General features: G+C 69.4%; 19 protein-coding genes and 2 pseudogenes. 13 read left to right on the top strand and 8 right to left on the bottom strand.

Annotated features, from left to right (window positions below; all coding sequences use genetic code 11):
* Positions 1–137: 137 nt before the first annotated feature.
* A pseudogene (locus ACF08F_RS35715) lies at positions 138–335 on the bottom strand (transposase); the annotation flags it as partial.
* A gap of 759 nt (positions 336–1,094) precedes the next feature.
* On the opposite strand from ACF08F_RS35715, the gene ACF08F_RS35710 reads away from it, so the two are divergent.
* The 8 genes from ACF08F_RS35710 to ACF08F_RS35675 all read left to right on the top strand — a co-directional run bounded on the left by ACF08F_RS35710 (position 1,095) and on the right by ACF08F_RS35675 (position 10,134).
* On the top strand, positions 1,095–2,492 hold the full coding sequence (locus ACF08F_RS35710; RefSeq protein WP_392302704.1) for an alanine racemase: 1,398 nt from the start codon (positions 1,095–1,097) through the stop codon (positions 2,490–2,492).
* A gap of 47 nt (positions 2,493–2,539) precedes the next feature.
* Positions 2,540–3,520: an ornithine cyclodeaminase gene (locus ACF08F_RS35705; RefSeq protein ID WP_392302703.1), complete on the top strand. Its 981-nt coding sequence runs from the start codon at positions 2,540–2,542 to the stop codon at positions 3,518–3,520.
* A complete protein-coding gene (locus ACF08F_RS35700) occupies positions 3,517–4,959 on the top strand; it encodes an MATE family efflux transporter (protein WP_392302702.1) in 1,443 nt (480 codons plus the stop codon). The genes ACF08F_RS35705 and ACF08F_RS35700 overlap by 4 nt, the downstream gene beginning before the upstream one ends.
* Positions 4,956–6,098 carry a histidinol-phosphate transaminase gene (hisC, locus tag ACF08F_RS35695; protein WP_392302701.1) on the top strand — a complete coding sequence of 381 codons (1,143 nt, stop codon included), beginning with the start codon at positions 4,956–4,958 and terminating at the stop codon, positions 6,096–6,098. Before ACF08F_RS35700 ends, hisC begins: the two co-directional genes overlap by 4 nt.
* Positions 6,095–7,078, top strand: a complete 984-nt coding sequence (locus ACF08F_RS35690; RefSeq protein ID WP_392302700.1) for a PLP-dependent cysteine synthase family protein — start codon at positions 6,095–6,097, stop codon at positions 7,076–7,078. The genes hisC and ACF08F_RS35690 overlap by 4 nt, the downstream gene beginning before the upstream one ends.
* A gap of 104 nt (positions 7,079–7,182) precedes the next feature.
* Positions 7,183–8,208: an ABC transporter substrate-binding protein gene (locus ACF08F_RS35685; RefSeq protein ID WP_392302699.1), complete on the top strand. Its 1,026-nt coding sequence runs from the start codon at positions 7,183–7,185 to the stop codon at positions 8,206–8,208.
* 82 nt (positions 8,209–8,290) lie between these two features.
* Positions 8,291–9,319 carry a FecCD family ABC transporter permease gene (locus ACF08F_RS35680; protein ID WP_392302713.1) on the top strand — a complete coding sequence of 343 codons (1,029 nt, stop codon included), beginning with the start codon at positions 8,291–8,293 and terminating at the stop codon, positions 9,317–9,319.
* Positions 9,319–10,134: an ABC transporter ATP-binding protein gene (locus ACF08F_RS35675; RefSeq protein ID WP_392302698.1), complete on the top strand. Its 816-nt coding sequence runs from the start codon at positions 9,319–9,321 to the stop codon at positions 10,132–10,134. The genes ACF08F_RS35680 and ACF08F_RS35675 overlap by 1 nt, the downstream gene beginning before the upstream one ends.
* A 1,081-nt stretch (positions 10,135–11,215) precedes the next feature.
* Here the strand turns inward: ACF08F_RS35675 and ACF08F_RS35670 are convergent.
* The 6 genes from ACF08F_RS35670 to ACF08F_RS35645 all read right to left on the bottom strand — a co-directional run bounded on the left by ACF08F_RS35670 (position 11,216) and on the right by ACF08F_RS35645 (position 17,319).
* Positions 11,216–11,524, bottom strand: coding sequence for a sortase domain-bontaining protein (locus ACF08F_RS35670; RefSeq protein ID WP_392302712.1), 309 nt, complete (start codon positions 11,522–11,524; stop codon positions 11,216–11,218).
* 261 nt (positions 11,525–11,785) lie between these two features.
* Positions 11,786–12,664: a DUF4394 domain-containing protein gene (locus ACF08F_RS35665; protein WP_392302697.1), complete on the bottom strand. Its 879-nt coding sequence runs from the start codon at positions 12,662–12,664 to the stop codon at positions 11,786–11,788.
* A 677-nt stretch (positions 12,665–13,341) separates the two neighbouring features.
* Complete coding sequence (locus ACF08F_RS35660; protein ID WP_392302696.1) at positions 13,342–13,995, bottom strand: fasciclin domain-containing protein; 654 nt, start codon at positions 13,993–13,995, stop codon at positions 13,342–13,344.
* Between the two features lie 88 nt (positions 13,996–14,083).
* Positions 14,084–15,670 (bottom strand): molybdopterin-dependent oxidoreductase, encoded by a 1,587-nt coding sequence (locus ACF08F_RS35655; RefSeq protein WP_392302695.1) that lies wholly within the window; start codon positions 15,668–15,670, stop codon positions 14,084–14,086.
* Between the two features lie 66 nt (positions 15,671–15,736).
* Positions 15,737–16,528, bottom strand: a complete 792-nt coding sequence (locus ACF08F_RS35650; protein ID WP_392302694.1) for an MMPL family transporter — start codon at positions 16,526–16,528, stop codon at positions 15,737–15,739.
* A complete protein-coding gene (locus tag ACF08F_RS35645) occupies positions 16,465–17,319 on the bottom strand; it encodes an MMPL family transporter (protein WP_392302693.1) in 855 nt (284 codons plus the stop codon). The genes ACF08F_RS35650 and ACF08F_RS35645 overlap by 64 nt, the downstream gene beginning before the upstream one ends.
* A 671-nt stretch (positions 17,320–17,990) precedes the next feature.
* Here ACF08F_RS35645 and ACF08F_RS35640 point away from each other — a divergent pair.
* Positions 17,991–18,401: an ATP-binding protein gene (locus ACF08F_RS35640; RefSeq protein WP_392302692.1), complete on the top strand. Its 411-nt coding sequence runs from the start codon at positions 17,991–17,993 to the stop codon at positions 18,399–18,401.
* Between the two features lie 206 nt (positions 18,402–18,607).
* On the opposite strand, the gene ACF08F_RS35635 is transcribed toward ACF08F_RS35640, so the two are convergent.
* Complete coding sequence (locus tag ACF08F_RS35635) at positions 18,608–18,847, bottom strand: chaplin (protein ID WP_392302691.1); 240 nt, start codon at positions 18,845–18,847, stop codon at positions 18,608–18,610.
* Positions 18,848–19,222: 375 nt separating this feature from the next.
* On the opposite strand from ACF08F_RS35635, the gene sigK reads away from it, so the two are divergent.
* The 4 genes and pseudogenes from sigK to ACF08F_RS35615 all read left to right on the top strand — a co-directional run bounded on the left by sigK (position 19,223) and on the right by ACF08F_RS35615 (position 22,390).
* Complete coding sequence (gene sigK / locus ACF08F_RS35630; protein ID WP_392302690.1) at positions 19,223–19,816, top strand: ECF RNA polymerase sigma factor SigK; 594 nt, start codon at positions 19,223–19,225, stop codon at positions 19,814–19,816.
* Positions 19,813–20,562, top strand: a complete 750-nt coding sequence (locus ACF08F_RS35625) for an anti-sigma factor (protein ID WP_392302689.1) — start codon at positions 19,813–19,815, stop codon at positions 20,560–20,562. The genes sigK and ACF08F_RS35625 overlap by 4 nt, the downstream gene beginning before the upstream one ends.
* A gap of 33 nt (positions 20,563–20,595) precedes the next feature.
* Positions 20,596–20,886 (top strand): annotated as a pseudogene (locus tag ACF08F_RS35620) (redoxin domain-containing protein); the annotation flags it as partial.
* A 10-nt stretch (positions 20,887–20,896) separates the two neighbouring features.
* Positions 20,897–22,390, top strand: coding sequence for a cytochrome c biogenesis protein DipZ (locus ACF08F_RS35615; protein WP_392302688.1), 1,494 nt, complete (start codon positions 20,897–20,899; stop codon positions 22,388–22,390).
* The last annotated feature ends 148 nt before the right edge of the window (positions 22,391–22,538 follow it).

Genomic DNA, 22,538 nt, shown 5'->3' with positions numbered 1-22,538 from the left:
CGACGGCGTCTGGTGCGTGCGATCGCAAGGCGGAGGGTCGCCCCGATACTGGACGTATCGGGGTGATCCCGACAACGCGGCGAGCGTGCGTGCCAGGCGCCGTCGGGCAGGCGGGACTTTCGCAACACGCCCTAGGCCGTCACCCCGCTGCAGCCGGTCCGCTCGGCGGGCACGTCTCTCCAGCTGACGTTCTTGCGCAGCACGTAGACGATGCCCCGCAGGGCCGCATGGTCGTCCGCCGGCAGGCGTCCGGGATACCGATGTCGCCGCGGCGGGCGGGGCGGCAGCAGCGGAGCGCGTTCCCACAGCTCATCAGGCACAAGATCATCCGACACCCGCAACACTCTGCCGCCACCAAGCTCGACCGCCAAGTCCCTGCACGGGCTCGCCCGACTGGGATCCTTCAACTGCGATATCCACAACGCCGAGCGTCTCAACCGCGCCGCTGCACTTGCAGGGTCAGCGCCCTGCCATCAGATCCAGGCGGTCTCGCCTACTCACGACTTCGGCTCGTACGTCATGAAGTTGTCTACCGGGTGGCGCTGACCTCTATCGATGCGGCTGTACCCACCCCTGACCTGCACGGACAAGTGTTTCGGCCTCTTTCGGGATCGTGCTGGGTTACGCGGTCGATTCTCCCCACGCGCTCCCCAGGGCGGTCGATCCTCCCCAGGAATGCCTTCGCGGCGGTCTTGTGCTGGAGCAGGGCGTCATCCCATCGGAGGTGCTGTCACGGGCTCGTTGCGTGACTGCCCGCGAGGGGCGGGCCGAAGTACCGGCTCCTCCGTGCCTCGCTTCGGTGCTGGTCTGCCCCGGGGTGTGACTTCGACGCGATCTCGGCGATCTCTGCTTCGTGGGGGCGGTCGGGGTGCCGGCCCATCTGCTCGCCTGATGCGGAGGCGTTCGGGCGGGTCGTAGTCCGACGGTCGACCGTCCTTGACTGCGCTTGCGTCGAACTCCGCATCTCCAGCTCGACAGTTTTGTCGAGCTCGACGCCCGCTGTGTGGCGATAACGCCCTATTGGCCGCCTCGCGGCGACGGCTCCCCTCGGGCATCTATTGAAAATGAGTGTCATAATCGTATAGAAGTACGGGGTGCTCATCTCACGACAAGTGCTGGAGCGCCCGACGGCCGTAGTCCGGCCCTTCGCGCTCACCGCACTCCGGCATCCCCATGTCTCCACGCTCCTGGCGGATCACCGCGTCCTGCTGGCCGACCTCCTGGACGGCCTGGGGTCACCGCTGCATGTCGTGCTGCCGGAGATCTTCGAGGAGAACGTCGTCACCCTCCGGCGGGCGTTCGCCGAGGCGGGCGCCGCCGCCGACATCCTGTTCGCCAAGAAGGCGAACAAGGCCGACTGTTACGTCAGGTCGGCCGCCGCTCTCGATGCCGGAGTCGATGTCGCCAGTACCCCTGAACTGGTCAAGGCTCTGGCCGGTGGAGTGCCCGGGCATCGGATCGGAGTGTCCGGTCCGGAGAAGGACGACGCGCTGCACGCTCTCGCCATCCAGCACGGCTGCCTGGTCGCCGTCGACTCGATCAGCGAACTCCGTCGGCTCGCCGCGACCGCTCGGCTCGCGCGGCGGCAGGCCACTGTGCTGCTGCGGTCCCGGACGGCCGGCCAACCCGCAAGCCGCTTCGGGCTGTCCGCCGCCGAGCGTGAGACCGCCGTCGGTTTGTGCGCGGAACTCGCGGACCACATCAGCCTCCGGGGCTTCTCCTTCCACCTCAACGGGTACTCCAGCGCGGAGCGTGCGACGGCGGCCAACGAGATGATCGAGCACTGCCTCGACGCCAGGCGGCGCGGCTCGACCTCCGCCGAACTGGTCGACATCGGGGGCGGGTTGCCGGTCCGCTATGTCGAGCCGCGGCTCTGGAACGAGTTCCTCGCGCAGAACGAGCCGGCTCATTACCACGCGACCAAGGACTTCAAGGACTTCTATCCGTACGGGGGACAGCCTGCCCCCCAGGCAGTGCGCGCGCTCATGGCGCACCCGGTCGACGGTGGCGAGAGCCTGGCGGTGAAGGCGGCACGCCACGGCATCCGGTTCGTCGTCGAGCCCGGCCGGGCCCTGCTGGACCAGGCCGGATTCACCATGTACCGCGTACAGCAGGTCGACGACCGACGGGACACCGACGGGTACGCGATCGTCACCGTGGCGGGCAGCAGTTTCAGTCTCTCCGAGCAGTGGTTCAACAGTGACTACCTCCCCGACCCACTGCTGATGTCTGCCCAGGCCGTTGCCGACGAGGTGTTCCCGGCCTGTGTCGCGGGCTCGACGTGCCTGGAGAGCGACCTGGTGACCTGGCGGAAGATCGGCTTCCCCCGGCCCGTCCGGCGAGGTGACCACCTGGTCTACCTCAACACCGCCGGCTACCAGATGGACTCCAACGAGTCGCCGTTCCATGACGCCGCACTGCCGCTGAAGGCCGTTCTGCGCCTCGGAGAAGACGGGGCCCCGCCGCGCTGGCACCTCGACGGGATCCGATGAGACCTCGAACGAATCCGATACGACCACCGATGAAGGAGAAGACTCGCATGTCGCCGAGTTACGCCCCGCCCGGGCAGTTGTGGCTGCTGCCCCAATCACAGCAGGAGGCGCTGGATCTCGACCGCCGGCAGGTGCTCGCGGTCGTCGAGCAGGCCTACCGCGCGTTGCGTGAAGGCGGCTCGAACAACCCGGTCAAGACGATCATCGACGATCCTGACCACCGCTCACTGAGCTATTCGATGGTGGCCAGGGACGCGGGTAGCGGCACTGTCTGCTTCAAGGCCGTCTACGAGTTCGACCCGCGGCGGACGTGGGACAGTTACCGGTTCCACTCGTTCGTCTTCCTCGTCGATGACACCACCGGGGCCCCCATCGCGCTGATGGACGTGGTGAAGCTCGGACCGCTGCGGTCGTCGGCCAGCACCGCGCTGTTCGCCCGCGCGGCCTGCCCCGACGCACGGACCGCCCTGGTCGTCGGCACCGGCGTCCAGGGGCAGGCGGCCCTGCCGATGCTGGTCGCGGCCCTCCCGAAGCTGGAGCGCCTGCAGGTGTTCGGCACCTATCCCGAGGGTCTGCGCGCCGTCCAGGACAGCGTCGACGGCCGCGAGGTCGAGATCGTCAAGGATCTTCGGGAGGCCGCCGGCGAGGCGGACATCGTGGTCGGCGCCGCCGGCCTGTCCGCCACGGAGGAGGTCCGGCGTGACTGGATGAAGCCGGGCTCGGTCGCCGTACTGCTCGGGTACGGCGTGCACGCCGACGTGTGCCACGGCGCTGACTACCGGATCGCCACCGATGCCGCCCAGATGCACGCCACCTGCGACGACCTGCGGGGCGCGGACGGCAGCCTGCCGGCGGTGGACGCCCAGCTGCCCGACATCCTGCTCGGCCGGGCACCCGCCCGACGCCGCCCGGACGACGTGGTCTTCGCCTACAACAGCGGCATGGCGGTCACCGACGCCGCGCTGGGCCGGTACATAGCCGACCTCGCGCTGGCGGACGGGCGCGGGGAAAAGGTCAACTTCTGGTGAGCACCGACACGAGCGGCACGACCGTCACCACCGGCACGACGGAGGAGGGCACCGGCTGGTGGGTCAAGAACTCGCGTGCCCTGCTCAAGCTCGCGTTCCCGTTGATCCTGACCAACTTCGCCTATGTCGCGCTGACCACGGTGGACATCGTCATGCTCGGCAGGCTCGGCGCGGTCGAGATCGCCGCCGCCGGCCTGGCCATCGCGCTGTTCAACCAGTTGCGCACCACCGGGACGGGCCTGGTGACCGGGGTCGGCAATCTGGTGGCCGAGGCGCGAGTGCGGGAGGACGAGGAACGCATCGGCGCACTGCTGTTCGCCGGGTTCTTCTGGGCGACCGTGTGCGGCGTGGCGTTCTGCGCGGCGCTTCTGCTGATCGGCCCGCTGCTCGTCCTGCTGGGCCAGGACCCGACAGTGGTCGACAAAGCGGGCGAGTTCCTGATGATCATGGCGCCGGGCATGCTGCCCTGCCTGTGGTTCCAGAACCTGCGGCACTTCACCACCGGCCTCAAGCGACCCGGCCCGCTGCTGGCCATCACCCTGGTCTCCGTCGGCGGCACCATCGCCCTGAACTACATACTGATATATGGGAAGTTCGGGCTGCCCGCCTTCGGTTTCGTCGGCGTCGCGATCGCCACCGTCACGGTGTTCCTGCTGTCCTTCCTGGCGTTCGTCGCGGTGATCCTGCGCGACGGTGTGCTCCGCCCGTACCTCACCTCGCCCGACGCGTGGCGCTGGAACGGGGACGCGGTCCGTTCGGTCTGGCGCCTCGGCCTGCCGATCTCGGGCACCTACGCCTCAGAGGCCGGGTTCTTCAGCGTGCTCACCCTGGTCATCGGCTCCCTGGGCGTCGAGGCCCTCGCCGCGCAGACCGTGCTCAACCAGATCGTCTACATCGTCTTCATGATCTCCGCTGGGCTGTCCCACGCGGCGTCGATCCACATCAGCGAGGCCGACGGCGGCAACGACTATGTGACGGCACGCAGAATCGGGTTGCTCGGCACTGCCTGGGGCGTGATCGCGACGCTGGTGATCGCCGTGGTGTATCTGGCGATCCCGCACCCGATCGTGTCCCTGTTCGTCTCGGCCGAGCACGCCGACAGCGCGGACATCATCGCGCTGACCGTGACCGGACTGCTGATCGCCGCCCTCATGCAGGTATTCGACGCCGTCCAGAACATCGGCAACGGCATCCTGCGTGGCATCGGCGATACCGCCGGACCCTTCCGGATCTCCCTCGTCGGCTACTGGCTGATCGGACTGCCCGCGGGCTATCTGCTCGGTGTGACCGCCGATTGGGGTGTCGAGGGTGTCTGGATCGGCCAGACCATCGGCCTCGCGGCCACCGCCGGCATCCTGCTGGTCGCGTTCCTGCGCCGTGTCGACCGGCTCCACCGGGAGACATCCGGCGCACCCGTCCCGGAACCGGAGTCGTCATGAACCCTGTCCTCGCACCAGCCACTTCGGCCTCCTTGATACGCAGGGAGGTGGCGGGCCTGCCCAGCTACGATCCCGGGGCCGACCCGACAGAGGTGGCTGTCCTCAGCGGCTCCGGCCGCGTCATCAAACTCTCCAACAACGAGAGTCCGTTCGGTGTCTCTCCGGTGGTCGCCGAAGCCGTACGCAAGGCCCTGGCCGACGGCGTCTCCCGCTACCCCGACCCCACCGGGAGGCGGCTGACCGAGGCCATCGGGAAGAGCCTGGACGTGCCGGCCGAGCGCGTCGTGCTCGGCAACGGCTCGGAGAACATCCTGGAGCTGCTGTGCCAGGCCGTACTCGATCCCGGAGACCTGGTGGTCACCCAGGCGCCCGGGTTCAGCCTGCATGAGACCTTCCCCCGGGTGATGGGCGCCCGGGTCCAGAAGGTCCCGGTCGCCGCCGAGTTCGGGTTCGACGCGGATGCCTGGCGTGACGCGCTCGCGGTGGGCCCGAAGCTCGTCTTCCTCGCCAACCCCTGCAATCCCACCGGTGCGATGCTCGGCGCCGGCCAACTGGATCAAGTGGTGGCCGCTGTACCGGAGTCGGCCCTGCTGGTGCTCGACGAGGCGTACGGCGAGTTCGCCCGCCCCAACCCGGAGTACCCCGACGGGCTGGAGGCTCTGCGCGCTCTCGACCGGCCGTGGATCGTGCTGCGCACCTTCTCCAAGGCCTACGGCCTTGCGGGCGTCCGCGTGGGGTACGGCATCGCCTCCGACTCCACCCTGATCCAGGCACTCGACCGGGTCCGCACTCCGTACAACGTCAACCATCCGGCCCAGGAAGCAGCCATCGCCGCGCTGGGCGACCACGCGCACCTGGCGGACACGGTCCGCCGCACCGCTCTGGAGATCGCCAGGGTCACGGAGCGGTTGCGCGACGCGGGGCTGCGCGTCGTCCCGTCCGCGACCAACTTCCTGTTCATCGACACCGGCCGCCGCTCCGAGCGGGTCGCGCGGGAGCTGCACCGTGCCGGAATCATCGTCAAGGCATGGCGCGAGCCGGGATACGAGACCTACATCCGAGCCTCACTGTCGACCCCTGGGGACAACGACGTCTTCGTACGGTGTCTGACCGAGATCTGCGCGAAGGACAAGCCGTGATCAAGAGCAAGATCTCCGACCTGATAGGTCGAACCCCTCTGCTCGAACTGCCTCTCACGGACAGCAGGGCGACCGTCCTGCTGAAGATGGAGCAGTACAACCCGACGGGAACCGCCAAGATCCGGATGGCCAGGAACATGGTCGACGAGGCGGAGGAGGCGGGGCTCCTCACCCCCGGCGGGTGGCTGGTCGAATCCACCTCCGGCAACACCGGACTCGGCCTTGCGCTGATCGCCGCCGAACGCGGATACAAGTTCACCGCCGTGGTGGACAACCACTCCAGTACGGACAAGCTGCGCGGCATGCTCGCCTACGGCGCCGACATACTCAACGTCGCGGGCGACGCGGAGGGCCTCGCCACCGCCGAGCGCGACACGGTGGCAGAGCGCCTCGCCGCCGAGCACGGCGCGTACTGGACGGCCCAGCACCGCAATCAGGGCAACCCCAACGGCTACCGGCCACTCGCCCGGGAGCTGCACGACGACCTGGGCGACGACATCGACTACCTGTACGGGGCCGTGGGCACCGGTGGTTCGCTCTGCGGCACCGGCCGCTTCCTTCGGGAACGCATCCCGGACCTGAAGATCATCGGTGTCGAGCCGGTGGGATCCGTCGTCTTCGGCGGCAAGGGCGCGCCCTACCACCAGTCCGGCACCGGTACGCCGGAGGGCTCGGAGATCGGCGGCGTCATCGACTACGAGGTCTTCGACGAGGGGATCAAGGTCAGTGACGCGGAAGCCTTCGAGACCTGCCGCTACCTTGCCAGGAACTTCGGCATCCTGATCGGTGGTTCGGCGGGCGGCGTCGTGTACAAGGCCCTGGAGCGGGCCCGGAGCGCGGGACCCGGGGTCACCATCGTGGTGCTGGTCTGCGACGGCGGCGACAAGTACCTGGACACCGTGTTCAACGACGACTGGATGGCGGCCAACGGCCTGTTCGACGAGCAGGTGGTCCGCCGGCTGGCCGCGATGCTGCGGTAACGCCCGCCCGACCGAGTCGTGTTCTTCGACTGGCTCAGCCGGGCGACCCGCCTTGCCTGCCAGGACCTCTCTGCCCCTACCTGCGAACTGGAACCTTCCTGTCAATGAAAACGAAAACGATAACCACAATAGTTACGGCCCTGACGGTGCTCGCGGTTGCTGGATGCGCGGCAGACCCGGCTTCCGATTCCCGCGCCCGGACCACCGCGACGGGCAAGGGCTCGACGGCCTACCCGCTCACCCTCCAGAACTGCGGCGCCGACGTGACCTACAAGGCGGCGCCCCAGAAGGTCGTCACGCTGAACCAGACCGCCGCCGAGATCCTCATCCACCTGGGCGTGGGGGACCGGATCGCCGGAACGGGCTACGAGATCGAGAAGACGCCGCCCGCGATCGCCGCGCAGTACGAGAAGATCCCGGTCCTGTCCGCTCCCGGGGCGGAGATCAAGCACGAGAAGCTACTGGAAGCGCAGCCGGACTTCGTCTACGGCTCGTTCGCGAGCATGTTCACCAAGGAGCAGTCCGGCGAACGCAAGCAGCTCCACGACCTGGGCGTGCCGACCTACCTCACCGAGTTCGACTGCGCGTACCACGAGAGCGTGGCCGACGCGGACTTCGAGATGCTGTACGAGGAGTACCGCCGGCTGGGCAGGATCATGGGCGTGCCCGCGGCCGGAGAGAAGCTGGCGGCCGAGCAGCGGGCCGTCGTCGACAAAGCGGTTGGCGCCGTCAGGAAGCGGGACAAGCCGCTGAAGGTGATGTGGTTCTACTCCACCTACGAGGGCACTCCGTGGGCGGCGGGCCCCGGTGGTCTGCCGCAGCACATCTCGGAACTCGCCGGTGTCGAGAACATCTTCGCCGACGCGAAGACCAAGTGGGCGGAGGTCAGCTGGGACGAGGTCGCCGCCCGCAATCCCGACGTCATCATCCTGGCCGACCTGACCCGCGGCGAACCCAACGACACTGCCAAGGAGAAGGCGGACCTCCTCAAGAAGGACCCCCTCACCAGCAAGCTCGCCGCCGTCAAGGGCGGCCGGTTCATCACCATCCCCGGCAGCCACATGGATCCCAGCTACGGCAGCGCGTCCGCCGTTCCCGCGCTGGTCGACGGCCTGAACAGGCTCGGGTGACCGGTCAACCATCATGACGACGACTTCACACAAGGCTGCCGGGCGCACCGGAGATCCGATCACCAGCCGTGACAGGGTTCCGGTGCGCCGGCGGCGCACCTCGACGACTGCGCTCTTCTTCCTGGCCGTTGCCGGGCTGCTGGCGTCGGTCGTCGCCGCGTCGCTGTTCGGGAGCGCGGACATCCGGCCCCTGGATGTGGTCTCCACCATCCTGCGGCACATCGGTCTGGGCGCCATCGCTCCCACCCCGCCCCTGCCGGGCCTCCTTGACGCCCTGATCTGGGAATCCCGCTTCCCACGGGTGCTGCTGGCCGCGGCCGTGGGCATGGCCCTGGCGGTCTCGGGCGCGGTGCTGCAAGCGGTCACCAGGAACCCCCTGGCCGACCCCTACCTGCTGGGGGTCTCCTCCGGAGCCTCCACCGGGGCGGTCGCCGTGCTCCTGCTGGGCATCGGCGGAAGCATCTCCCTCTCGACCGGCGCTTTCGTCGGCGGGCTGGTCTCCTTCGGCCTGCTGCTGCTCCTGCTCGGCGGGGGACGCGTCGCCAGCCCGTCCCGTGTGGTGCTGACCGGAGTGCTGGTGTCCCAGTTCTTCGCGGCGATCACCTCGGTCATTCTCATGGTCAGCGGGGACGCCAACTCCACCCGGGGATTCACGTACTGGCTGCTCGGCACCCTCGGGGGCGCCCGGTGGGAGGGGGTGACCGTCACCGTCGTGATCATCCTGATCGGGGTGATCGCCGTGCAGTTCTTCGCGCCCGCCCTCGACGCCTTCACCTTCGGGTGGGACTCCGCCGCCGCCCTGGGGATCAACGTCACCGCGGCCCGCATCTGGCTGATGGTGCTGACCTCCGTCGTCACGGCGGCCGCCGTGGCCGCCTCCGGCGCGATCGGCTTCATCGGGCTGCTCATCCCGCATGCCGTCCGCGTCTTGGCAGGTCCGACGCACCGCACACTGCTTCCCCTGTCCGCGATCGCCGGCGCTGTCTTTTTGATCTGGGTGGACGTGTTCGCGCGGACGGCGTTCTCGCCCCACGAACTGCCCGCCGGCGTCATCACCGCCCTTCTGGGCGCGCCCGCCTTCGCGCTGGTCCTGAAGCGTTTGGAGTCCTGATGGGCACCATCACCACCACACAACTCTCCTGGTCGGTCAAGGGCCACCGACTGCTGGACGAGGTCGAGATGGCGGCACACGACGGAAGGATCGTCGGCCTCCTCGGCCCCAACGGCTCGGGCAAGTCGACACTGCTGCGCCTGCTGGCCGGACTGCGCCGTCCCGACACCGGAACCATCCGCTACGACGACACCAGCCTGAACCAGCTCAACAGGCGGCTACTTGCCCGACGGCTCGCCGTCGTCGAACAGGACGTGTCCGCCCACCACCACGTCAACGTCCGCCAAGTCGTGGAACTCGGCCGCACACCGTTCCGCGGCCGATTCGACGCCCTGACCGAGCACGATCGGCGGATCGTCGACGCGGCGCTGGAACGGACCGACATCACCGACAAGCAGCACCGGAGCTGGCACACCCTCTCCGGAGGAGAGAAACAACGCACCCAACTCGCCCGCGCCCTCGCCCAGGAGCCCCGGGAGATCCTGCTCGACGAACCCACCAACCACCTCGACATCCGTCACCAGCTCGAACTCCTCGACCTGCTGACGTCACTGGACGTCACCTGCGTGGTCGCCCTGCACGACCTCAACCTCGCCGCTCGGTACTGCGACCACGTCGTCGTCCTCGACCACGGACAGGTGGCCGCCGCGGGCGCCCCGGAGGCCGTGCTGACCCCGGACCTGGTCAAGTCGGTCTACGGCGTCAACGTCCTCGTCGACCGCGAACACACCACCGGCACCCTCCGCATCACCTACCTGGCCGCCACAGGCACGCGAACGACGGCCACGGAAGCGGTGCAACTCCCTCTCCAGTAGGGCACACCAGCTGCCGGCCAGGACGACCTCGGCGCCTTCGCCGCAGGTTCGGTGCGGCTGTCGGCCTGGCGTGTGATGTCGACGAATGCGCCGACAGCGTGCGGTGACCTTACGGCAGCGAGGCCGTCGACGCATGCGGCAGGCCGGCACCGCTCGGGCCGATGGACGGAGAACGGCGACAGACTGTGCCTCAAGAGCCGACACATGCGCGGCCGCGCCTTGGCCGAGGGGCCAGGGCGCATGGGGGCGCCGTCATCACACCCCACCGATCGCCCGGCACGCCTTGAGCGCGTCACGCGATCTGCTGCCCCGTGATCCGGACGAGTAGGCCATCCCGTCTCACAAACCGGCGGGTCCGCCATCGGCGTTCCGGACGAGGGCGAGTGTCGAACGACGCCGCCGCACACCGCCCGTGTCCGCGGATAGGGCCGGCATCCTCGCAGGAGGCGCCCGTTCACGGCGCCAGGACCGCCCGCGGACGAGCGTGTCGGCGGGCGCGCTGGCCGTCCGACGTTCTCGGTGGCGCATTGGCGGGGTCAGCCACTCAGGTCGACCGAGGGCCTTTCACGACAGATTGGTTGAAAGGAGCAGCGTCGACTTCTGGCCGCGCTGACGGGCGACCTGCGCCCCGCTGAGCGCCGGCGAACAGATCACCTGAGCTCTCGCCCGCGCGGGCGTCCCCGGACAGATCGCCGAGGGACCGGCGCAGGGCGCGGGGCGCCGCCGCGCAAGGTGCGTACCGGGCCCGCCTGAGTGAGAAGACCACAGGTCAAAGGTGAGAATACGGCCGCCTCCACGCGGTCCGAGATGCCGACGACACGTTGCGCACCGCTAGCCCAAACGAGATAACACGGCTGCATTGCAAGGGAGTTGCAATAGTCGCGGCCGTCTGCGCCCATGTCCTTCTGTCCGCTCGAGTCCGGCACAGCCCACGGCTGGCTTCGCTCCCTCGTGGCCATGACCAGATCGCCACCGCGGAAGCCCCACGCCACTCTGGTCCTGGCCGGGACGCGTGATCGCGACTGCTCGGTGCCAGAATGGTGGCGATCATGGTCGAGAGGATCTGCTGGTGTGGCTCCGCTCAGCCGCAGCCGCCGGCTAGAGGGGACGGTTGGGCGGGAGAGGGGTGGGTCAGTCGGCGGGTTGCAGGCGGGCGAAGACGACAAGGTTCTCGGTGTAGTCCTCGGCCTGCGCAGGTGATGAGCCGGACGAGGGCGTCAGGGGTGCCGCCGTACACGCGCTGGTTCGGGAAATCGTCCTTGCGGAAACTCTCCACAGAGTCGACGAGGAAGACCGCAGTGGTGCCGTCGGCACGCGCGACCTCGAAGGGGTCGCCGGTCTGAAGTTCGCCGAGACGGGCGAAGACAGCCGGTGCGGTGGCCGTGTCCAGACCCGGATGGGCCTTGGACTCAGCGCGGCGCCCCCTGCGGGAGGGGGCGCCGTGTCTGAGGAGGTGCTCAGTCTCCCAGGCAGCAGATCAGTGATGCTGGCAGGAGTCCTTCCCATCCCAGGAGCCGAGTCTCGTTCCTGCCCGGGTCGCAACGTACTTCGAGGCCGGAGACGGGTGTGGGGTGCCAGGCGGCATCGGGTCCGGGCTCGCGAGCAGGGGTCGAGTGGGGCTGGGGCGACTGGCGGCCGGTGTCTGTGCCTGTCAGTTCTGGTCCAGGGGCAGGGCGATGTCTACGACCTGCCGACCTGCGGGGAAGGCGCCGACAAGGGCGGCACGGCCGTTGAGGATGTTGATCTTGTAGAGGCGCTGCTTGCCGCCGGTGGACAGGGCGGCGAAGCCGCTGTTGGAGCCGTCGGAGCTCTTGTAGTAGATGTCGAACCCGGCCGACGGGCCGGCGTTCACTCCGAGGCCGCCGGTCGGGGCGAGGGTGCCGGCGTTGGCCGGGGACTGCAGCGAGACGCGGTCGTTGGTGGTGTCGATGTCGAACAGCGTGGTCGCGGTGGCCGTGTTGAGATCGTTGTTGGTGTACGCGGCGCCGGTGACGCCCAGGGCGGTGGAGGGCGGCATGGTGGGGTTGGTGAGGGTGCCGTCGACGGTGGTGGTCTTCGGGGCGGCCGGGTCGTCGATGTTGTGGCGCAGGTTCTGGCCGGTGTCGCTGATGACGCGCAGGCGGTTGGCGGCGGGGTTGAAGTCGACGCCGAAGTGCTTGCCCTGAAGGGCGACGGTGAGCTGGGAGACCTTGACGGCCTTGGCGCTGCTGCTGAGCGTGTAGATGCCGCCCTTCTCACCCACGCCGTAGAGCTTGCCGTTCTGGACCCGGAAGTCGATACCGACCAGCACCGTGTCGGCCCGGAGCCCGGAGACCTTCCCCAGCGCCCAGGTCTCGGACGGCTTGTGGACGTCGAAGCCCACCAGACGCTGGTCCGACGTCAGCCCCACACTGATCAGGCCATGGCCCGCGGCGCGGCCCCCCGGCCCGAACGGGCCGGCGTCGCCCGTGTGCGCCGAGGCCAGCACGGGCGACACCAGGGCAGCAGCCACCGCGGCAGCCGTGGCGATGGTGGCGATACGAGTACGCACGTAAGGACTCCGATCGATCAACAGCCCGCACCCATGAGGGGGGCGAGTCTGTGGATCCTTCGACACCCCCTGCCGCACAGGATGGGTTCTGTAGTCCCCAACCGCCCGATCGGCCGTCAAAAGTCCTACTGCCGCCCACTCGCAGCCCAACGCGGCCCGCTTGTCTGAAGACGATCGGGCCTGCATCCAGGGGGAAGAATATGCATCGGCGATACGGCGTAGAGACGTCTAAGGTGCGGCGGTGTGACACATAGTCGGCTTTCAAGCGCCGGATCCCTTACGGGGAATGCTGATTGCGACCCCCCAGTCCACCTTCGCCCCAGGAACTGAGCCGCTGCCAGCAGGCGACCGAAGGCGGGGCTCGCCGCCCAGCGAGCGAACCGCCGTTGAACAGCCTGTTGTGGCCCGAAGCGCTCGGACAGGCACCTCCAAGCACGCCGACCGGGGAGTTGTACACGTGCTCTCAAGCAACTGGGGCATCCCGCCTCCGCCGTACAGCGCCAGAAGTAATCTCCGGCGATGATGCGGTGATCGACCACGTACTCCTTGAGCGATGGCGCACGGATCCGGCTCTGCGGCGTGCGGACCCGACGGAGTGCGGTTGTGACGTCGGCGCCGTGCCCCTTCGAGACGAAGGGGCACGGCGCCGACGGGCGTTGGCGCTGCTGGGGCGGCGCTTACTTGGGCATGAGGACGGTGTCGACGATGTAGACGTTGGCATTGGCGGTCTTGACGTTGCCGCAGACGACCTTGGAGGTGTCGTCGACGGTGTAGTTCTCGCCGGAACCGTTGGTGGTGATCATGCCCTTCTGGAGGGTCTCGAAGCTGCCGTTCTCCAGCTGCTTGGGGGCGAGCTTCTGGCCGACGACGTGGTAGGTGAGGATCTTGGTGAGCATGTCCTTGTCGGCGAGGACCTTGTCCAGGTCTGCCTTCGGGATCTTCGCGAAGGCGTCGTTGGTCGGGGCGAAGACCGTGATGTTCTCCGCGTTGTTGAGGGTGTCGACCAGGCCGGCCTGCTTGACCGCGGTCACCAGGGTCGACAGGGCCGGGTTGTTGGACGCGGCGGTGGCGACGGGGTCCTTGGCCATGCCGTCGAAGGAGCCCGCGCCCTCCTTCGGCACTCCGGCGCAGGCCGGACCGAACGGCTGGTCGTCCGTCATCGGCCCTTCGGAGGGAGTGCTCGCCTCCGTCCTCGCCTCGTCTCCGGCGGCCGCGGTGGGAGCGGCAGCCTTGGTGTCGTCGCCGGAGTCCGAGCATGCGGCCAGGGAGAAGGGCAGCGCGACTGCTGCGGCGACGGCGATGGCGGTGCGGCGGATCTTCATGCTGTTCATGGCCAGTTGCTCCTTGGGGATTCTGCTCTGGGGTAGCGAGGTGATGGGTTGTGCTGCCCGGTGCGGGCCTTGCGGCCGTCCGGGTGTTCTAGGGGACGGTGACGAAGACGCTGTGCCAGCCGCTCGCTCCGTCGGGGATGGTGCGGGTGCGCTGTTCGGTCTGGACCTGGCCGGTGCCGTCGGTGGCGCGGACGGTGAGGTTGTGGCCGCCGGGGGTGGCGTTCCAGCGGTAGGACCACTGGCGCCAGGTGTCGACGCCCGCCTGGGCGGCGAGGTCGGCGTCCTGCCAGGGGCCGTCGTCGACGCGGATCTGGACGCGCGTGATGCCGCGGCGCTGGGCCCAGGCGACGCCGGCGACGATGACGGTGCCGGCGGCGGGTCGGGCGAAGGGCTTGGGGGTGTCGATCCGGGCCTGCGTCTTGATCGGCGCGCGACGGGCCCACTTGCGCTTGACCCAGTAGGGGTCGTAGGCGTCGAAGGTGGTGAGTTCGATGTCCTCGATCCACTTGCAGGCCGAGACGTAGCCGTAGAGGCCGGGGACGAGCATGCGGACGGGGAAGCCGTGGTCGAAGGGGAGCGGTTCGCCGTTCATGCCGACCGCCAGGATGGCGTCGCGGCCGTCCATCAGGTCCTCGACGGGTGAGCCGAGCGTCATGCCGTCCACGGAGCGGGCCACCAACTGATCCGCCCGGCCGCCCTTCGACGGCGGCCGGACGCCGGCTTCCTCCAGCAGGGGGGCGAGGGGGACGCCGAGCCAGCGGGCATTGCCGATGTAAGGGCCGCCAACCTCGTTCGAGACGCAGGTCAGGGTGATGTCGCGCTCGATGAGCGGGCGGGCGAGGAGTTGGTCGAGGGTGTAGGCGCGGGGGCGGGAGACACCCTTGCCGTGAATGCGCAGCCGCCAGGTGCCGGCGTCGACCTTGGGCACGGTCAGTGCGGTGTCGACGCGGTAGAAGTCGGAGTTGGGGGTGGTGAAGGCCGTGATGCCGGAAACCTTCAGCTGGACGCCGGCCGGGACGGCGGGGGCCGGGTAGGCAGGCTTGGGAAGCACCAGGCTTTCCCGGGAGGCGACTGCGCCCTGGCCTTGCCGGCCGGTGAAGTACCGGCCCAGTGCGCCGGCCGAGGTGGCGGCGACGGCGGTCACACCGGCCGCGGCGAGGAACCCCCGCCTGCTCCACGCCCCGGGCCCTCCCTGGCTGTCCGCCCCAGCCGGAACGGAAACGGCTTTGGTCGCCAGCACGTACAGGGTGAGGGCTCCCGCGACCGCTCCGATGATCGAGGGCAGTGCGTCCCCGGTCCCGGTGGAGTCGGGACGGCTGAGAGCCGCGGCAGCGCCGACGATCCCGAACAGCAGCACCCCCGCTGCACCGGCGCGCCGACGGGGCAGGGCGAGGATGCCGAGGCCGACGGCGATGAGAGCGAGGACGGCGAGGATCCCCAGCTGGAGAACAATCTTGTCGTTCTCTCCGAACGTGCGGATCGCGAAGTCTTTCACCCCGGCAGGCGTCCGGTCGATCACCGCTCCGCCCACTACGGTCACCGGTCCGGCCGCCGGACGCACCAGTCCGGCCACCAGCTCGGCCACGGCCAGCGCCGTGAACGCGGCCAGGAGTCCAGCCAGCGCGCCGAGTGCGGCGCGGACGAGTTTGCTGCGGAAGCTGCTCACACGCTGCATTCGGCATCCCCCGCCCGGCGGATTGGTGCAACCCCCGAAAGAGTGAAGCCCCTTGCCAGGGTTGCCTTACACGGCGGGCGTGGAGGCGGCGGCGCGGCCAGGGTCGCCGGCGCGCAGAACGGCGTTCGTGGCGGTCCGGGGCCGGTCACCCGGGAGGCGCGCGGGCCACCAGGTGCGGGGGCCGAGGTCGAGGATGAGGGCGGGGACGAGGAAGAGGCGTACGAGGAGGGTGTCGATGAGGACGCCGAGGGCGACGATGCAGCCGATCTGGGCGAGGTAGAGCAGGGGCATCACGGTCAGGGCTGCGAAGGTGGCGGCCAGGATGAGGCCGGCGGCGCTGATGACGCCGCTGGTGGTCTCCAGCCCCTGGCGCACCCCGGTCGCTGTGCCGTGTAGGAGTGCTTCGCCGTGGATCCGGTGGACGAGGAAGATGTTGTAGTCCACCCCGAGCGCGACGAGGAGGACGAAGGAGAACAGCATCACGGCCGGCTCGGTGGCGGCGCTGCCGGCGACAAGCCGGAAGAGGAGAGCGGCCGTCCCTAAGGCGGTGAACAGGCTGATCCAGGCGGCCGCGACCAGGAGAAGCGGCAGCAGCAAGCAGCGCAGCAGCACGATCAGGACGATGCAGACCACGACCAGCACCAGGGGCATGAGCAGCCGGTGGTCTCTCACGGAGACCTGGTGCAGGTCGGTGAGCTGTGCGCTCTGCCCGCCGATCGACGTCCCCGTCCCGGCCGGCGAGGCGCGCAGCCGGTTCACCGTGTCGCGGGCACGGACGCTGTCCGGTGTGTCCGTCAGCGTCGCGAGGATCTGCAGCTTCCTTTCGGGACCGGGAGGTCCCGTTGTGGTGGCCGCCACGCCGGGGCTCTGTGCGATCCGGCCGCGCACGTCGGCAGCCCGGGCGGCGGGGGTGACGACGATGAGGGGGCTGGCGGTGCCGGCTGGGAAGTGGCGTGCCAGGACGTCGTGCCCGGCAGCCGAGGGTGCGCTGACGGGCAGAGCCTTGTGCAGGGGATCCCGGTCTGGGAGAGCAGCGGGGCGCAGGCAGCCCCTGCGACGAGCAGGACCAAGCAGCCGAGCCAGACCCGGCGGGGGCGGTGCGCGATCGGCCGGGTGATCTTCGTCCACCGGGTGACTGTCGCCGGTGCGGAGCGGGCTCGCAGTGTCCGGTGGCCGCACAGGGCAAGGGCCGCAGGCAGGAAGGTCAGCGACGCGGCGGCGCAGCAGACCATGGCCACTGCTACTGCCGGTCCCATGGCCTGCTCGGCGGGAAGGCTGCTGACCGTGAGCGTCATCATGGCGCAGGCGATGGTCGCGGCACTGGCCAGGACTGGTGGGGCGGTGGCCCGGCACGCGGCCGCCATCGCCGTGGAGGTATCGGGCTGCTTAGCGAGTTCTTCGCGGAAGCGGGCGATGAGCAGGAGGGCGTCATCGGTGCTCGCGCCGATGACCAGGACGAACGTGATCTGGCCGTCGATCGACAGCAGGTCCCATCTGGCCAGGGCGTACAGAACGGCGCACGCTGTCGCCAAGGCCAGCAGTGCCCCCGTGATCACCAGCAGCGGCATCAGCGCGCTGCGGTAGACCAGCAGCAGGATCACCAGAACCCCGCCAAGGGCTGCAGCCAGCGCGAGCCACAGCAGGACCACGCCGAACGGCCCTGCCCGAGAGAACCTCCGCAGCACGACGGACGCCTTCCGATCGGGGCGGCCGATGCCGCCCAGCGACCGACGGGCAGCCCGCGGACGCCTCCGGGATACATGTGCCGGCTGGATTCGCGGCCAAGGCCCGGCCGGGATGGGGGCTGCGCCCGGATATCACCCGGGCGGCGGAAACTCCCGGGCAGGCGTCTTGACGCAATCCAGGGACGGATTCGTCCCGAATACTTCACGTGAGCTTCCCCTGGGTGCCGGAGTGCACCCACTGCACGATCGACGGGACACACCGAGGTGAGTGCGATGGCCGCGTCAGTGAAGGTACGAAGACCGGTGTCTCGGTGGTGCCGGCCGGTACGGAGGCGCTGGGCGCCTCTGTCCCAGAGCGAACGCCGACGCCGTCTGCGGCCTGAACGGCCCCTGGAAACCGCCCCCCGGCAGGTGGGACCGGCACGAGCGGGGCAGCTGAACGAAGGAAAGCAGACGAAGAACGGGTCGAGCAGCACTGGGTGACTGACAGCCACGCCGTTCACGGCCACGGGAACGGCCGGCATGAATGCCGACCCTCGTCAGGCCGCTGCGGGGATCCGGCATCACCACAGAACCACATCCCCTCCCGCCGCCGGTCTTCGGTCCCGGGGCAAACCACCGACAGGATTTTGATCATGGACACCGCCCTCGTAGCCGGCGGACGTCCGGCCACACTGCACATCCAGCTCCCGCCCGGCGCCCAAGCCGCTCGGCACGCCCGTCAGACCGCGGCACGCATGCTGGTCCTGGAGCCGACCCTCTGCCCGCGTACTGTCGCCGAAGACCTTGTCCTCATCGTCTCCGAACTGGTCACCAACGCCGTCACGCACGCCAGGGGACCTTATGCGCTCACTGTCAGCATGGAAGAGGGGCGGGCAGGCGTTGCGGTCTGCGACGGATCCGCCGACCTGCCCGGCGGTCAGGGCGCCATGGAGGAGACCGCCGAAAGCGGGCGTGGCCTGCAGATCGTCCAGGCGCTGGGCGCGGACCTCTTCGTCAGTCCCTCGGACAGCGGAAAGCAGGTCATCGCGGTCCTGACCTGGTAGTCCGCGCGGAAATCGTGGGTGCTGCGGGTGGCTGTGCCGACAGCCACCCGCAGCCGACCCGCCCGGCCTGGGAACACGTTCAGCGCGTGTCGGGCCGGAGGGTCACCGGTCCGCGCCACCCCGTCTTGTCGGCGGTGGACCGGGGCTCTTGCCCTCGCCCCCGTCTTGTCGGCGGGCGGACCGGGGCTCTTGCCCTCGACGGTCGGTCAGGCGTTGACGCAGGTGTTGCCGAAGGCCGGGTTCAGCAGTCCGATGACGCTGACGGTGTTGCCGCAGGCGTTGACCGGGATGTGGATGGGGACCTGGATGAGGTTGCCCGAGCCGACGCCCGGCGAGTACGCGGCCACGCCCTGCGCGCCCGCGTCGGCGGACGCCACCGAGCCTCCGGCCACTACGACCGCACCGGCGGCCAGAGCAACGGCCAGACCTCGTCGCACACGAACCATGTCTTTCACCTTCCGTGAGGATGGCGGCCGCGCGGAGGTCCCGCGCGGCCGGTGAGGAATCCCGAGAACCCCCTCGGGAGCCCCTCACGTGTGGTCTTCGCGGCCGTACTCGCGCCGGTTTGGCGCCGGCGCTCCACTTCCCTCGAACGGGTTACGCAAAGGTGGCGCCGGTGACGAAGAGCCCTCCCATCCGCAGGGCCGTCCGCTACGAAGAACGGGCGACACACGAACAGATTCCCACCGCGGACCGTCTCCGGGGACGGCCCGGCACCGCACGAGCGACGACACAAGGAGCGGCATGCGATGGACGCCCCGCCCCCCGACGGCCGACCCCGGCCGTCCCTGCGCCTTCTCCCCACGGGCGGAGCGGCACAGGTGAACCAACCGATTCCCTTCGGCACCGGCCGTCCCACCGACACCGGCCGCAATGACCTCGCCGACGTCATGCAGCAGGTCGCCCACGGTGACAAGCAGGCGTTCTCCGCCCTCTACGACGCCCTCGCCCCCCTGGTCTTCGGCATCGTGCTCAAAGTCGTACGCGACCGGGCCCAGTCGGAGGAGGTCGCTCAGGAGGTCATGATCGATCTGTGGCGGCAGGCCGCCCGCTACCGGCCCGACGCCGGCTCCGTCAGGACATGGGCGGCGACGATCGCCCACCGCCGGGCCGTGGACCGGGTCCGCTCCGCCCAGGCCGCCACCGACCGCGAGCACACCCAGGCAGCCCGCGAGCACACCACCGCCTACGACGAGGTCGCCGAACAGGTCGAGAGCCGGCTGGAGTCCGAGCAGGTCCGGCGCTGCCTGCGCGGCCTGACCGAACTCCAGCGCCAGGCCGTGACCCTGGCCTACTACCAGGGCCTGACCTACCGTGAAGTCGCCGAAGCCCTGCGCACGCCTCTGCCGACCATCAAGACACGCATGCGCGACGGGCTCATCCGGCTCCGCGACTGCATGGGGGTGACCACATGAACCACCACACCACCGACACCCACATCCTCGCCGCCGCCTACGCCCTGGGCGCACTCGACGACGACGAGCGCAAGGACTTCGACGCCCATCTCCAGACGTGTGAGGCGTGCCGGCAGGAAGCAGCCGAGTTCGGGGCCACCACGGCACGCCTCGCCGCGGCGGTCGCCCAGGCTCCCCCGGCCGCGGCCAAGGCACAGGTCATGGCTGCCATCGACGGGGTGCGCCAGCTGCCCCCACGCATCCCCGCCCCCGGCGTGGCGCCCGCCCTCGGCGGTTTCCTCCGCCGGCGCGCGGTGCCTTGGGCGCTGGCCGCCAGCGTGGCAGCCGCCGTACTGGGAGGCGTCGCGGTCTGGCAGTCGCAGCACGGACAGGAACTGGAACAGCAGGCCCGCCAGGCCCAGCAGCAGCTTGACGCGGTCGGTTCCGTCCTGGCGGCCCCGGATGCCCAGACCGTTCACGGCAAGGCCGCCAACGGAGCCCTGACGACCGTCGTCGCCTCCGAGCAGCAGAACAAGGCCGTCTTCACCGCAGCCGACCTCCCCGCGCCCGGTGCCGGGAAGACCTACCAGCTGTGGCTCGACCACGACGGCACCATGCGCCCGGCCGGACTGATCGACCACGACGGCACCGTCGTCCTCACCGGCGACCCCGCCGACGCGGGCGCCGTCGGCCTCACCCTCGAACCCGACGGAGGCTCCCCCCAGCCCACCACCGACCCCCTGCTCCTGATGGCGCTTCCCTCCTGACCGGGCGCCCGCACCGGCACGGAGAGGTCCTACATGGCCAGCACCCCGCAGATCGGGGACGCCGTCGGCGACTTCCGGCAGCCCGGCGGGCACCTGGACGGGGACGCCTTCCACCGGCGCGACTACACCCTGTGTGAACAGCGCGGCCAGCCCCTCGTCCTCGCCTTCCACCCCGGTGACGACACCCCTGTGTGCACCGCGCAACCGTGCTCGTACTCCGGCGAGCTGGACCAGCTCCAGTCCGCCGGAGCCACCGTGTGGGGCATCAGCCCCCAGGGGGTCCACAGCCACGAACAGTTCGCCCGCAACCGCGACCTGCGCATGCCCCTGCAGTATGGCGAGGGGCGCACGGTGGCGAAGTCCTTCGCGCTACGTCGGACTGGCCCTGCTCGTACTGATCGGCCTGGCCCTGATCTTCCCGCCGGTCGAGCGGATCCTGGAGAAGCCCTTCGCCCGTATCCCGCAGCGGCAGGTCAACAAGGAAGGCAGCGCCTTCGTGCTCGGCCTTGGACTCGGTCTCCTGTACGTGCCCTGCGCCGGTCCGGTCCTCGCCGCGATCACCGTCGCGGGAGCGCGCGGCGAGATCAGCGCGGACATCGTCGTCCTCACGGTCGCGTTCGCCATCGGCACCGCGATCCCGCTGCTGGTCTTCGCCCTCGCCGGGCGGCGCGTCGCCGAACGGGTCGCCGCCTTCCGCACCAGGGCCCGCAAGCTCCGCGTGATCTCCGGAATCCTTATGATCGCGCTCGCCTTCGCCCTGGCCTTCGACGTCACCGCAGCCCTGCAACGCACGCTGCCCGACTACACCCGCGCCGCCCAGCGCACCGTGGAGGACAGCGACACGGCCCGGCAGAAGCTCTCGGGGCTCTACGACGACTCCAACAAGGAGCTCTCCCGCTGCGAGGACGGCGTCGACGAGCTCCGTTCCTGCGGCCAGGCCCCACCGCTCGCAGGGATCTCCACCTGGATCAACACCCCGGGCGGAAGTCCCGTCGACCTGACCGCCCTCCGAGGCCGCGTCGTCCTGATCGACTTCTGGACCTATTCCTGCATCAACTGCCAGCGCAGTATCCCGCACATCAAGGACTGGGACCGGGCCTACCGCGACGAGGGCCTGACCGTCATCGGTGTCCACTCGCCCGAGTTCGCCTTCGAGAAGAGCACGAAGAACGTCGCGGACCAGACACGGAAGTTCGGCATCACCTATCCCGTCGCCCTCGACAACAAGCTCGACACCTGGGACAACTACCGCAACCGGTTCTGGCCCGCCAAGTACCTCATCGACGCGCAGGGAACCGTCCGCTACTTCACCTTCGGCGAGGGCCGCTACGCCCGGACCGAGAGCCTCATTCGAGAACTGCTCCGGCAGGCCGACCCGACGGTCGCCCTCCCGCCGCCCACCGACCAGGCCGACGACCAGCTGACCGCCGGCCGCACGCCCGAGACGTACCTGAGCACCCACCGCATCCGCGGCTACACCGGAACCCCACAACTCACCGAGGACAAGCCGGTCACCTACTCCTACTCGCCGGGCGGCACCCCTCTGAACAAGATCTCCCTCGCCGGGACCTGGACCGCCTGCTACGAACACTTCACCGCCGGCAAGGACGCCCGCCTCGCTCTCACCTACCGTGCACAGAACGCCAACCTCGTCCTCGCCGGCGAAGGCACCGTCACGGTCCTGGTGGACGGCGAACGCACACGGACGATCGAGGTCCACGGAACGCCGAACCTGTACCGGCTCACCGAGCACGACAAGGCCCGCGAAGCACGGCTCGAACTCCGATTCACACCCGGGCTCCAGGCATTCGCCTTCACCTACGGCTGACGAACGCACTCACACTCCGCACCGTCGAAGGATCGTGTGTGCACGGTTCACTCCGCCCCCGAGCCCACGGAACGTCGACGTATCGCCCGCTTGCTCGGGCACGTGGGTCAGAGAGCCGCGCCGTGACCCTTGTGCTTCCCGGATCAAT

This window comes from Streptomyces sp. NPDC015130 (genome assembly GCF_043080005.1).
GTDB lineage: Bacteria > Actinomycetota > Actinomycetes > Streptomycetales > Streptomycetaceae > Streptomyces.
Note: the sequence above shows the minus strand (reverse complement) of the source record. Positions and strands in the feature narration are given on the sequence as shown.